This is a genomic window from Neorhizobium huautlense, assembly GCF_030811685.1.
GTDB classification, from domain to species: domain Bacteria; phylum Pseudomonadota; class Alphaproteobacteria; order Rhizobiales; family Rhizobiaceae; genus Neorhizobium; species Neorhizobium huautlense_A.
Genome location: NZ_JAUSRF010000003.1, coordinates 400,096 through 412,302, shown reverse-complemented (window position 1 = coordinate 412,302; position 12,207 = coordinate 400,096). Strand labels below are relative to the sequence as shown.

Here is a 12,207-nt window from a genome sequence, read left to right as displayed (position 1 = left end):
ATGGGGCGAGAGTTTGCTGCCAGGCGGATGCCCCTGCGTGGCAGGCTTCAGCGAACCAGATGAGCGATGCAGGATCATCATCTTGTTGACGAACCAAGGCGAAACGCGGAAATGGCGCGCGGCTTCGCGATTACTATTACCCTCATTCACAAACGCAACGACACGCTCACGCAACTCCATCGGATGCGGTTTGCCCATGGCGCTTCTCCTTCCATGGGCAAAGTGAAACACAGATCAAGCAAAACCGTAATCCCGAATCCTGTTAGATGCGACACGCTTTAGCAAACTACATGACGAGCTCCATCATCGCCGGACGGCGTTGACCGCGCGGAAGGCATGGGGCCGGCCCTCCAGCCGGTGTCGCAACGTAGCGGCTATTGTGGCACAGCCGAGAAAGCAGGAAAGAGAGAGGTGCCTCCAAGAACTGTGCTCCCTCCGGGCAGCCTGAAATGATCTGGCAGGACCATTTAAAGGCTGAGATCCGTTGCACCTGCAATCGTCAGATCGTCGGACATCCACCCGGGAAATCGGAAATTCTAGATCTTGTGGATGTGGATAGGCGGAATCAATCGTACCTGCCCCTCATCTCATCACCCAAAATAACCGGCAAGCGGATGAAGACGACCTGATCCGGCTGGCGCAGGCTGTTGACAGCGCCGACCACCGCGGATTGCCCTGGCCGAGAGGTTGTAGATGGCCTGATCGCGGAATTATTTGCCAAGGCGGTGTAGACGAGGTCACCTTCCAGTTCGGCACGTTCACGACTTTCAAGAACATCGGCGATCCGGCAGGTGGGATAACGTTCGCGTAATACGGCGCGAACACTCATTTCGCGCTCCTATTGGCCAATCACGCTGAACATCCCGGAAATAATGATCATACCGCCAACGTCCTTGCACAACGGTCGGGCGCCGTCGATGGCCGGACGCCGGATTTTTTGGTCTTTCGGGCAGTTATAGGCGAAGTTCGGCGGTGTGCTGCGGCAGAAGGCGGCACTGCGGTGATCTTCCCTCTCCGCCTAAGCAAAAAAGGATCTGTCCGCGATCTCTCCTTCTAGCAATGTGCCTGCCCCGCACCTCTCCCGATTTCTTTCTTCTAGCCCATTTCCGCCGTGTATGGCCACCAGGGTGCAATTATCCCAAGCCACAGATAAAGCTCATTGACAGTCGAATTCCGGGCCTGGCGAGGCTGTAACTAAGCCATAAAACACGCTTTCAACGAATCATTTTCTCACGCATTCCTTATCTGTACAAGGCACCTGAAATACGCGTGAGAAAACCATGGCACAACGGCCGAGCGCCAATCAGCCGCCAGCACCCAGACGTCTCATCGGTTATGCGCGCGTCTCGACCGACGATCAGGTTCATGACGCGCAGATTGACGAGTTGCGCGCCGCCGGTTGTGAGCGGATTTTTCACGAGCACGGCTCCGGCGCCTCACAGGCACGACCGGTGCTGACAAGATTGCTCGGCGACTGACTGCCGGCGACGTGCTTGTCGTCTTCCGGCTCGATCGACTAGCTAGTTCGGTCAGCCATCTGTTGCAGGTGATCGAGGAACTTGAAGAGCGCGGCGTTCATTTCCGATCGATCCGCGATCCGATCGACACGTCTACACCACAGGGGATGTTTTCTCTTCAGGTCCTCGGCGCTGTCGCGCAGCTCGAACGGGCCCTGATTGCCGAGCGAACAAAAGCTGGTATCAAGGCGGCGAAAGCGCGTGGCAAGCTGCCGGGTAATCCCGGACTACGAGAGCGGCGGCCCGAAGCCATCAAGGCAGTCTCGAAGGCGCGGATAAGCTTTATCTCGATGAGCTGATCTCCTCCGCCCAAACTTTGCTGCCGATGGTGCGGCAGCTCCGGCCCCAACACAGCTGGGACAATGTCGTCCGGGTGCTCAATCGCCGGGGCCATGACTGGACGGTAGAACGCCTGCGCCGCGCGGTGCATGGGATGGTCCGCGAGAAGCTGGCCGATCCCGAGCTTCTGGCACGCTCGCCCCGTCGTGCCCCAGAAGATCATCTGATGAAACTGGTTGCAGCCATTGCCATTGCTGATCCTGGCCTGTCGCTACGCGATATCGCCGCCCAACTGGATCAAATGGGTGAGCGACCGGCGCGCGGTGGGCGCAAATGGCAGCCTTCCTCTGTGCGTCACCTGCTGGATGAGGCGCATCGGTTTGGCCTCATTCGTAATTGAGGGCGGGGAGCATCAGCTTGCCGATTGCCCGGCTTCTCGCGCGGCCTGTTTTGGACGCAAAGATTGCCAGCCTCCGCTTATAATGATGTCGCGGACGAGCTCCTGGTATTCGGTTTCCGCACGGAGATTTACGACTGACACCGCCCGCGTTGGTCGAGGTGCCTGATGATACATTTCGCCCGGCCCGCGCTCGAAGTGTCGGAAAGCTTCGCGAACGGAGGAAGAGAGCGGGGCCGTTTTGGGAGCCTCCTGAAAGAGGAGGCCCGCAGTGGCCGTAATGGTCACGGCTCGCCATGCCGGTGGAAGCCTGGCCAGCGGCGCCGCGCCTGTCGTGACTGACAGCCGTGGACCATAAGGCAGTGATAATCCCAGTGCAGCGATGTATGGCATATCGGAAAACTGGTGGCAGACGCAAACCAGCTTGAGAGCGCCCTGCTAAATCTTGCCGTCAACGCGCGTGACGCCATGCCGGATGGTGGACGCCTGACCATTTCCGCAACGCGTGTGGTGATTGAAGAGAGCGACATCGACCTGAAATCAGGCACCTACATCGCCATCACGGTCCGGGACACCGGCGTCGGGATGCCGCCGGACATCATCGACAAGGTTTTTGATCCCTTTTTCACGACCAAGCCGATCGGCCAGGGAACCGGCCTGGGGCTATCGATGATCTACGGGTTTGCGCAGCAATCAGGTGGCGCCGTTCGTATCGACAGCACACCGGGCGAAGGCACCGGTATCACGCTCTATCTGCCAAGCTCGGAAAATTCTGCAGAACATGATGATAACCAGGACAAGGCCGACGCTCCTGAAGGCAGCGGCCAGGCGGTTCTGCTGGTCGAGGACGACGATTCCGTGCGGATGCTGATCTCGGAAGTGCTGACCAGTCTGTCCTACAAGGTGCTCGAGGCGGCAGATGCCAATCTTGCCGTTCCGATCCTGCAGGGCCGCGCAGTGATTGACCTGATGATTTCGGATGTCGGTCTGCCCGGCATGACTGGCAGGCAACTGGCGGAAATCGCCCGCCAGCATCGCCCGGACCTCCCGATCCTGTTTGTGACGGGATATGCGGAAAACGCGATGACGAAGGCGAGTTTCCTTGGCACCAACATGGCGATGATCAGCAAGCCATTCGCGATCGATGTCCTGGCTGCAAAGATCAACGAGATGATCTCTTCTCCCGCAGTTGAAAGGACACCGTGACTGGCGTTAGGGATGCCTTGATAGACATGGGGCCATCAAAGGTTCCGACGTCGGTGATGACCGAGAATTCGCCACCTCAAAACTATGCCGGCTTACCGATCAGAGTGATGGCCGGTACGCGCGCAGCCATAAGACGTCGTGCCGAACACCCCTTGGAATCGGTAACGGCATGCGAGAGGTTTTGGCAAACGCGCTTGCGTGGTCGATGCCACTGGGTGATCGATCACGTTGCCTGAACTGCTCACAAAAGAGGCGATACGGCTCGGTCCCGCACGCCAAAGCAGCCAATCTTTCGAAAATCAGGCACGAAAATGGATGGCACGCGGATTGCTTCTCCTCTGTAAAATCCACAGGGGACGATCCTTGACGCCGTATCTGCCATTCCTTTGCATCGCGATCGGCTTCAGCTGGACGGGTTTCGCCTCGGTCTTCACATCGCGACCGAATATGTCTCCGCCGCATCTGGCCCAGTCGACGGCTGCCAACGGCATATTCCTGTGTGCGCTCATGCTCGCATTCATGGGGCGCGGATTGTTCACGGGCACCATTCTTGTGGTCGCAGGCATGGCACTCGCGGTCCTGCTGGGTCACCGCATATCCTTGCCGTGGTCGATCCTGATCGCTGCCGGCGGTTTTGTAGCCTATCTCTACGGCGCCGTCGGGTAAAAAAGATGGCGATGACGAATTCCGACCTGACGATTCTGGTCATCGATGAAAACACCATTCGTGCTTCCATCATCGAGGAAGGGCTGACCGAGGCCGGCCACAGCAATGTCACCGTCATTCATGAAGTGCAGGGCGTCGCCCGTATCATCGAGACGCTGAAACCGGATGTCATCATCATCGACATCGAAAATCCCAACCGTGACATGATGGAACACCTGTTCCAGCTGACCCGCACCGTCAGCCGGCCGATCGCCATGTTCGTCGATCGCTCCGATACAGCCCTTATCGAATCCGCCATGGATGCCGGCGTTTCGGCCTATGTGGTGGATGGCCTCAAGAAGGAGCGGGTGAAATCCATTCTCGACATGGCCGTCAGCCGGTTCAACGCCTTCAGCCGCCTGCAACGCGAACTCGCCGAAGCCAGGTCTGCCCTGGAAGAACGCAAGGTGATCGAGCGTGCCAAGGGTATTCTCATGAAGATGCGCGGCCTTTCGGAAGAGCAGGCCTTTGCGCTTCTGCGCCAGACGGCCATGAACGAGAAAAAGAAGATGTCCGAAATCGCCCAGAGTGTTGTCACCGCAGCGGGGCTTTTGATGTGATGGTTTCAATCGAGCCAGGGTTCAGAAAGAAGCCGGAGTGAACATGATGATGATGATGACCACTCAGGACAGAGACAGATTGTCCGCGCCGATGACCATGCGCAGCGACAGGCAGCGTGTTCTGCGCGCCGGCTTCATACCGCTCGTCGATGCATCGGTGCTGATTGCCGCCAGCGAATTCGGTTTTGCCGCGAAGGAAGGGCTGACGCTGGAACTGGTGAAAGATGTTTCCTGGGCCAATGTACGGGATCGCCTGGCATTCCGGCAGTTCGACATCGCCCATATGCTGTCCCCCATGCCGGTCGCTTCGATGCTGGGGCTCGGTTCCAACCCGTCGCCGACGATCACGCCCTTTTCGCTGGGGCGCGGCGGCAATGCCATCACGCTTTCGGTCAAACTGTTCGAACGCATGCGCGACGTCGCTGACATAACCGAGGATGCAGACGCTCTCGCCAACGCCAATGCGCTCGCAAAAACCATCGGCCAGATGAAGGCCCGCGGCGAGCCGTTGCTGACATTCGGTGTCACCTATCCGTTTTCCTCTCACAATTACGAATTCCGCTACTGGCTGGCCGCCGGCGGCATCGACCCGGATCGGGACGTCAGACTGGTGGTCGTACCGCCGCCGCTGACCTCCGATGCGCTGGAAGCCGGTGCCATCGACGGTTTTTGCGTCGGCGCGCCCTGGAACATGATCGCTTCGGAAAGGGGTGTCGGGCGCATCGTTGCCGCCAAACAGGATATCTGGCCGTCAGCACCGGAAAAAGTCATTGCCATGCGACCGGAATGGGCCGCCGCTCAACCGGACACAGTTTCCCGGCTGATCGTTGCGCTCGATGCCGCGGCCCGCTGGTGTGATCGTTCGGAAAATCACGACGCACTTGCAGAAGCATTGGCCGACCAGCGTTTCATCGCAGCACCGGTCGAAATCATCCGACGCGTGCTGGCCGGCGAATTCAGCCTTGATGCCAAGGGAAACCGCCGGATCATTCCGGACTATTTCCAGTTCCATCGGGATTTTGCCAATTACCCGAAACCCGGCCATGCACTGTGGATCTACAGCCAGATGATTCGCTGGGGACAGGTGCCCTATGGCGAGACGGAGCTTGCCGCCGCAGCCGGCACCTATCGGCCCGACCTCTACCGGGAAGCGCTCGGCACCGGTCCTACCGGCGATGACATCATCACCGAAGGTGACGAGAGTGGCGATCATTTTCTCGACGGGCACGTTTTCGACCCGTCGGACATGCCCTCTTATATCGAAAAATTTGACGTAAGTGCCGCAAAATCGGCTGGATCGGACAGGCGCAAAGCCTGACTTCGTGCCTGTTTCTGCTGCGGTGCATTTTGCATATGCACAAATTCTTTGCAGTGCCGCAAATACGCTGGCTTGGAGGCATCGTTGGGCAAAGTGAAATTTCCCCTTTGTTTTCCGTGACCTAAAGTAACAATTTGAAATTGGCACGCCGTTTGCAAAGCTTCTAGCGCACAGGTCAACGGCGACCGCTGCGGATAAGCGCACGATAGGCGCTTAACAAAGACATCGACGTCGCAAGGTTTTTGCTGCCCGGAACCCTCCCTCCGGCAGACGCAAATTCCGAGCGGCGTTTTTTTTTGCCCGAAATCCAGAAAACCGACCGATAAAACCAAGGGGAACGCGCATGACCAAGATTTCGACACCGGGTTTCAGCCGGCGAACGCTTCTCAAGACCAGCGCCACGGCGGCTCTGGTCGCAGCCGTCAAGACGGCCTTCCCATCCGGTGCCTTCGCCGCATCTGCCGGCCCGGAAGTCACCGGCGCAAAACTCGGTTTCATTGCGCTGACCGACGCGGCACCGCTGATCATCGCAGCCGAAAAAGGCCTGTTCGCCAAACACGGCATGGCGGATGTCGAGGTCGGCAAACAGGCTTCATGGGGCGCAACCCGCGACAATCTCGTGCTCGGCGGCGCGGCCAACGGCATTGATGGCGCGCATATACTCTCGCCGCTTCCCTATCTCATGCACACCGGAAAGGTAACACAGAACAGCAAACCGGTGCCGATGGCACTGATCGCCCGCCTCAACCTCGACAGCCAGGGCATTTCGGTCGCGAAGGAATATGCGCAAACCGGTGTTCAGCTCGATGCCTCGAAACTCAGGGAAGCCTTTGCGAAAAAGAAGGCGGCCGGCAACGAGGTGAAGGTGGCCATGACCTTTCCGGGAGGCACGCACGATCTGTGGATCCGTTACTGGCTGGCCGCCGGCGGCATCGATCCGAACACCGACGTTTCGACCATCGTGGTGCCGCCGCCGCAGATGGTCGCCAACATGAAGGTCGGCAATATGGACGCCTTCTGTGTCGGCGAGCCGTGGAACGAACAACTCGTCAATCAGGGCATCGGTTTTACCGCCTGTTCCACCGGCGAAATATGGAAAGGCCATCCGGAAAAGGCGCTCGGCATGCGCGCCGACTGGGTGGAAAAGAACCCCAATGCCGCCAAGGCCATCCTGATGGCTGTCATGGAAGCCCAGCAATGGTGCGAGGATTTTGCCAACAAGGAAGAGATGGCCGCCACCCTCGGCAAACGCCAATGGTTCAACGTGCCGCCCAAAGATGTGCTTGGACGCCTCAAAGGCGACATCAATTACGGCAACGGCCGCGATGTGAAGGCGACCGGTCTTCAGATGAAGTTCTGGAAGGACGGCGCATCCTATCCGTTCAAGAGCCATGACAGCTGGTTCGTGGCCGAGAATATCCGTTGGGGCACGTTCGCGCCGGATACCGACATCAAGGCTATCGTCGATGAGGTCAACCGCGAGGATCTCTGGCGCGAGGCGGCAAAGGATCTGGGTGTGGCTGCAGCCGATATCCCGGTCACCAGTTCGCGCGGCAAGGAAACGTTTTTCGACGGCAAGGTTTTCGACCCCGAAAACCCGTCCGCCTATCTCGAAAGCCTGCCGATCAAGGCTGCAAGTTGATTTCCCCGCCTCCGGCGCGTGGACGCGCGCGCCGGCTTTTTCTTCCCGTCTTATGGAGCGAGCCAATGTCCGCCCTGGCCAAACAAGAAAAACTTTCAGCGGTGCAAACCGCCAAACCGCAAACAGATCACGCCAATGTCGTGGCCTTCTCCGGCAAGCAGGCCGCGAAATTCGATTTCAGGCGCATGTCGACGACCGTCGTGCAAAGCACCGTGCCGCCGCTGGTCGTGCTGGCGATCATGCTTGGCATCTGGCAGGTCCTCTGTTCGGCGCCGGACGCCTCCCTGCCCTCGCCCCTGCAGGTGTGGACCGACGCGCATGACCTAATCGTCGATCCGTTCTTCAACAACGGCTCGCAGGATATCGGTCTCGGCTGGCGGGTGCTGGTGTCGCTGCAGCGTGTTGCCTACGGTTTTGGCCTTGCCGCCATTGCCGGTGTCATTGTCGGCGCCATCATCGGCCAGTCCGTCTGGGCGATGCGCGGCCTTGACCCGATATTCCAGGTTCTGCGCACCGTGCCGCCGCTTGCCTGGTTGCCGCTGTCGCTCGCCGCCTTCCAGAATGCCAATCCTTCGGCCATCTTCGTGATCTTCATCACCTCGATCTGGCCGATCATCATCAACACCGCCGTCGGCGTGCGCAACATCCCACAGGATTACCGCAATGTCGCGCAGGTGCTACGGCTGAACCAGATCGAGTTCTTCTTCAAGATCATGCTGCCTTCGGCGGCCCCCTACATCTTCACCGGCCTGCGCATTGGTGTCGGCCTGTCGTGGCTTGCCATCGTCGCTGCTGAAATGCTGACCGGCGGTGTCGGCATCGGCTTCTTCATCTGGGACGCGTGGAACTCGTCGCGCCTCTCCGACATCATCGTCGCGCTTGTCTATATCGGCGTCGTCGGCTTCGCCCTCGACAAGCTGGTGGCCGCGCTCGGCAAGATCATCACCCACGGCGCTTCGGCCGGTTGAGGGGAGCAATCATGAACGCCTATCTGAAACTCGACCATATCGACAAAAATTTCGAGCGCGGTGGCGTGCGCACCGAAGTCCTCAAGGGCATCAACCTGACGATTTCCAAGGGTGAGTTCGTGTCGATCATCGGCCATTCCGGCTGCGGGAAATCGACAGTGCTGAACCTGATCGCCGGGCTTACCCCGGTCTCATCAGGTGCAGTGCTTCTGGAAAACCGCGAGGTCAACGCGCCGGGGCCGGAACGCGCCGTCGTTTTCCAGAACCACTCGCTGCTGCCCTGGCTGACAGTTTATGAAAACGTCAATCTCGCCGTTTCCAAGGTGTTCGGCTCGGTGAAAAGCAAGGCTGAGCGCCACGACTGGGTGATGAGCAATCTCGATCTTGTGCAGATGGCGCATGCCAGGGACAAACGTCCCTCGGAGATTTCCGGCGGGATGAAACAGCGCGTCGGCATTGCGCGTGCGCTGTCGATGGAACCAAAGATCCTGCTGCTCGACGAACCGTTTGGTGCACTCGATGCCCTGACCCGCGCCCATTTGCAGGACGCGGTGATGGAGATCCATGCCCGCCTTGGCAACACGATGGTGATGATCACCCATGACGTCGACGAAGCCGTGCTGCTCTCCGACCGCATCGTGATGATGACCAACGGACCGGCCGCCCATATCGGCGAGCTGCTGGACGTTCCGATCACCCGCCCTCGCAATCGCATCGAGCTGGCATCCGACCGCACCTACCTCAAGTGCCGGGAGGCCGTGTTGAAATTCCTCTACGAACGCCACCGCTTCGTCGAAGCCGCGGAGTAACCACCATGACCCAGAAACTCGTCATCATCGGCAATGGCATGGCGCCGGGCCGCATGCTGGAACACCTGTTCGAACAGGCTCCCGGCCAATACCAGGTCACCATCTTTAACGCCGAACCGCGCGTCAATTACGACCGCATCATGCTCTCGCCTGTCCTCTCGGGCGAAAAGACCTATGAACAGATCGTCATCCATGGCGACGGCTGGTACATCGATCACGGCATCATGCTCTACAAGGGCCACCGAATCGTCGCCATCGACCGCACGGCAAAAACCGTCACATCGGATCACGGCGTTACCGAAAACTACGACAAGCTGGTGATCGCCACCGGCTCGGTGCCCTTCATTATCCCCGTTCCCGGCAAGGACCTGCCGGGCGTGATCAGCTACCGCGATCTCGACGATGTAGAAGCGATGCTGCTTGCAGCGCAGTCACGCGAAAAGGCCGTCGTCATCGGCGGTGGTCTTCTCGGCCTCGAAGCCGCGGCCGGCTTGGCGCAACGCGGCATGGATGTGACCGTGCTGCATGTCATGCCGACGCTGATGGAGCGCCAGCTCGATCCGGCCGCCGGTTATCTTCTGCAGAAAGCGGTCGAGGATCGCGGAATCAAGGTCATCTGCAAGGCCAATACAAAGGCCGTGATCGGCGACGGCAAGGTCGAGGGCGTCGAGCTGGACGATGGCCGCATCATTCCGGCAACGCTGGTGGTGATGGCCGTCGGCATCCGCCCGAATATCGGACTGGCCAAGGATGCGGGCCTTGCCGTCAATCGTGGCATTGTCGTTGATGCCGGCATGCAGACCTCGGATGGCGATATCTATTCGCTCGGCGAATGCGCCGAGGTGGACGGCATGGTTTACGGCCTTGTCGCGCCGCTTTACGAAATGGCGCGTATCGCCGCTTCGCATCTGGCGGGAGACGGCAAACCCGCCTTCGTGCATTCCGATACCCCGACGAAGCTGAAAGTCACCGGCATCGATCTTTATTCGCTCGGTGATTTTGCCGATGCCGACGACCGGCAGGAAATCGTTCTGCGCGATGCCACGGCCGGCATCTACAAACGCCTTGTCCTGAAGGACAACCGTATCATCGGCACCGTGCTTTACGGTGAAACCGGCGATGGCGCATGGTTCAACGATCTGAAGAAAAAGGCCGTCGACATTTCCGACATGCGCGACACGCTGATCTTTGGCCAGGCCTATCAGGGGGGCGCTCCGCTGGACCCTATGGCGGCCGTTGCAGCCTTGCCGGATGATGCGGAAATCTGCGGCTGCAACGGCATATGCAAGGGCAAGATCACCTCGACGATCACGGCGAAAGGGCTGACCTCGCTGGATGAAGTGCGCGCCCACACCAAGGCGTCCGCCTCTTGCGGCACCTGCACAGGGCTTGTCGAACAGCTGATGAGCCTGACGCTGGGCGATGCCTATAATCCGAAAGCCGTACAGCCGATGTGCCCCTGCACCGAGCTTGGCCATGACGACGTGCGCCGCCTGATCAAGGCCAAGGGCCTGAAAACAATTCCGGCCGTGATGCAGGAACTGGAATGGAAGACCTCCTGCGGCTGCGCCAAATGTCGGCCGGCGCTCAATTATTACCTCGTCTGCGACTGGCCGGATGAATATGCCGATGATTATCAGTCACGCTTCATCAACGAGCGTGTCCACGCCAATATCCAGAAGGACGGCACCTATTCGGTCGTGCCGCGCATGTGGGGCGGCGTCACCAATGCTGCTGAACTGCGCGCCATCGCCGATGTGGTCGACAAGTTTGAAATCCCGATGGTGAAGGTGACCGGCGGCCAGCGCATCGATCTTCTCGGTATCGAGAAGGAAGATCTGCCGGCCGTCTGGGCCGATCTCGGCAAGGCCGGGTTCGTCTCCGGTCAGGCCTATGCCAAGGGCCTGCGCACGGTCAAAACCTGCGTCGGTTCCGATTGGTGCCGTTTTGGCACGCAGGATTCCACCGGGCTCGGCATAAGGCTCGAAAAATTCATGTGGGGTTCGTGGACGCCGGCCAAGCTGAAACTCGCTGTCTCCGGCTGTCCGCGCAACTGCGCCGAAGCGACCTGCAAGGACATCGGCGTGATCTGCGTCGATAGCGGTTTCGAGATCCATTTCGCCGGCGCCGCCGGTCTCGACATCAAGGGCACCGAGGTTCTTGGGCTGGTCCATACCGAAAACGAAGCGCTCGAACATATCGTGGCGCTTGCCCAGATGTACCGCGAACAGGGCCGTTATCTGGAGCGCATATACAAATGGGCCAAGCGTATCGGGCTTGAGGAAATCCGCCGGCAGATCATGGCGGATCACGACAAGCGGCGCACCTATTACGACCGCTTCGTTTTCAGCCAGAAATTCGCGCAGGTCGATCCGTGGTCGGAACGGGTGTCCGGCAAAGACAAGCATGAATTCAAACCGATGGCGACGGTCGGTTTCCATCAGGCAGCGGAATAGAGGAGATGGACATGAACTGGTTTCCGATCGGTAATATTGCCGACATCCCGCTTCTCGGTGCACGTTGCGTGAAGACGCCGAATATGAAGATCGCGGTTTTTCGCAGTGACGAACATACGGCGCATGCGATCGAAAACAGCTGCCCGCACAAAGGCGGGCCGCTATCGGAAGGCATCGTGCATGGCACGTCCGTTACCTGCCCGATGCACAACTGGGTGATCTCGCTCGAAACCGGCAAGGCGCTGGGTGCCGATGAGGGCGAGGTAAGGGTGATCCCGATCCGAAACGAAGACGGAAAACTGTTCATCGCACTCGAAGCGGTGATGCTGGAAGCGGCGGAGTAAGACGCC

Annotated in this window: 10 protein-coding genes and 2 pseudogenes; 10 read left to right on the top strand and 2 right to left on the bottom strand. The window is 59.2% G+C overall.

Annotated elements, in window-relative coordinates; genetic code table 11:
* Positions 1–198, bottom strand: a pseudogene (locus J2T09_RS06605) (IS630 family transposase); the annotation flags it as partial.
* 367 nt (positions 199–565) lie between these two features.
* Positions 566–829: a hypothetical protein gene (locus J2T09_RS06600; RefSeq protein WP_306832412.1), complete on the bottom strand. Its 264-nt coding sequence runs from the start codon at positions 827–829 to the stop codon at positions 566–568.
* A 451-nt stretch (positions 830–1,280) separates the two neighbouring features.
* Between J2T09_RS06600 and J2T09_RS06595 the strand changes: the two are divergent.
* From J2T09_RS06595 to nirD, 10 genes and pseudogenes are all read left to right on the top strand, one after another.
* Positions 1,281–2,196 (top strand): annotated as a pseudogene (locus tag J2T09_RS06595) (recombinase family protein).
* A 402-nt stretch (positions 2,197–2,598) separates the two neighbouring features.
* Positions 2,599–3,399, top strand: coding sequence for an ATP-binding protein (locus tag J2T09_RS06590; RefSeq protein ID WP_306832411.1), 801 nt, complete (start codon positions 2,599–2,601; stop codon positions 3,397–3,399).
* Between the two features lie 363 nt (positions 3,400–3,762).
* Entirely contained in the window at positions 3,763–4,065 is a 303-nt protein-coding gene (locus J2T09_RS06585; RefSeq protein WP_306832409.1) for a hypothetical protein, read from the top strand.
* Positions 4,066–4,076: 11 nt separating this feature from the next.
* Complete coding sequence (locus J2T09_RS06580) at positions 4,077–4,664, top strand: ANTAR domain-containing response regulator (RefSeq protein WP_306832466.1); 588 nt, start codon at positions 4,077–4,079, stop codon at positions 4,662–4,664.
* A 46-nt stretch (positions 4,665–4,710) separates the two neighbouring features.
* Positions 4,711–5,982, top strand: a complete 1,272-nt coding sequence (locus tag J2T09_RS06575) for a CmpA/NrtA family ABC transporter substrate-binding protein (RefSeq protein ID WP_373458391.1) — start codon at positions 4,711–4,713, stop codon at positions 5,980–5,982.
* Between the two features lie 343 nt (positions 5,983–6,325).
* Positions 6,326–7,624 carry a CmpA/NrtA family ABC transporter substrate-binding protein gene (locus J2T09_RS06570; RefSeq protein WP_306832407.1) on the top strand — a complete coding sequence of 433 codons (1,299 nt, stop codon included), beginning with the start codon at positions 6,326–6,328 and terminating at the stop codon, positions 7,622–7,624.
* A gap of 65 nt (positions 7,625–7,689) precedes the next feature.
* A complete protein-coding gene (gene ntrB / locus J2T09_RS06565) occupies positions 7,690–8,592 on the top strand; it encodes a nitrate ABC transporter permease (RefSeq protein WP_306832405.1) in 903 nt (300 codons plus the stop codon).
* 11 nt (positions 8,593–8,603) lie between these two features.
* Entirely contained in the window at positions 8,604–9,401 is a 798-nt protein-coding gene (locus J2T09_RS06560) for an ABC transporter ATP-binding protein (RefSeq protein WP_306832403.1), read from the top strand.
* Positions 9,402–9,406: 5 nt separating this feature from the next.
* Positions 9,407–11,857 (top strand): nitrite reductase large subunit NirB, encoded by a 2,451-nt coding sequence (nirB, locus tag J2T09_RS06555; RefSeq protein WP_306832402.1) that lies wholly within the window; start codon positions 9,407–9,409, stop codon positions 11,855–11,857.
* A 5-nt stretch (positions 11,858–11,862) separates the two neighbouring features.
* Positions 11,863–12,201: a nitrite reductase small subunit NirD gene (nirD, locus tag J2T09_RS06550; RefSeq protein ID WP_306832399.1), complete on the top strand. Its 339-nt coding sequence runs from the start codon at positions 11,863–11,865 to the stop codon at positions 12,199–12,201.
* Positions 12,202–12,207: the final 6 nt, after the last annotated feature.

Coding starts and splice junctions, on each gene's coding strand:
- nirB (WP_306832402.1), top strand. CDS start 9,407: ATGACCCAGAAACTCGTCATCATCGGCAATGGCATGGCGCCGGGCCGC.
- J2T09_RS06560 (WP_306832403.1), top strand. CDS start 8,604: ATGAACGCCTATCTGAAACTCGACCATATCGACAAAAATTTCGAGCGC.
- J2T09_RS06575 (WP_373458391.1), top strand. CDS start 4,711: ATGATGATGATGACCACTCAGGACAGAGACAGATTGTCCGCGCCGATG.
- ntrB (WP_306832405.1), top strand. CDS start 7,690: ATGTCCGCCCTGGCCAAACAAGAAAAACTTTCAGCGGTGCAAACCGCC.
- J2T09_RS06570 (WP_306832407.1), top strand. CDS start 6,326: ATGACCAAGATTTCGACACCGGGTTTCAGCCGGCGAACGCTTCTCAAG.
- J2T09_RS06600 (WP_306832412.1), bottom strand. CDS start 829: ATGAGTGTTCGCGCCGTATTACGCGAACGTTATCCCACCTGCCGGATC.
- J2T09_RS06580 (WP_306832466.1), top strand. CDS start 4,077: ATGACGAATTCCGACCTGACGATTCTGGTCATCGATGAAAACACCATT.
- nirD (WP_306832399.1), top strand. CDS start 11,863: ATGGACATGAACTGGTTTCCGATCGGTAATATTGCCGACATCCCGCTT.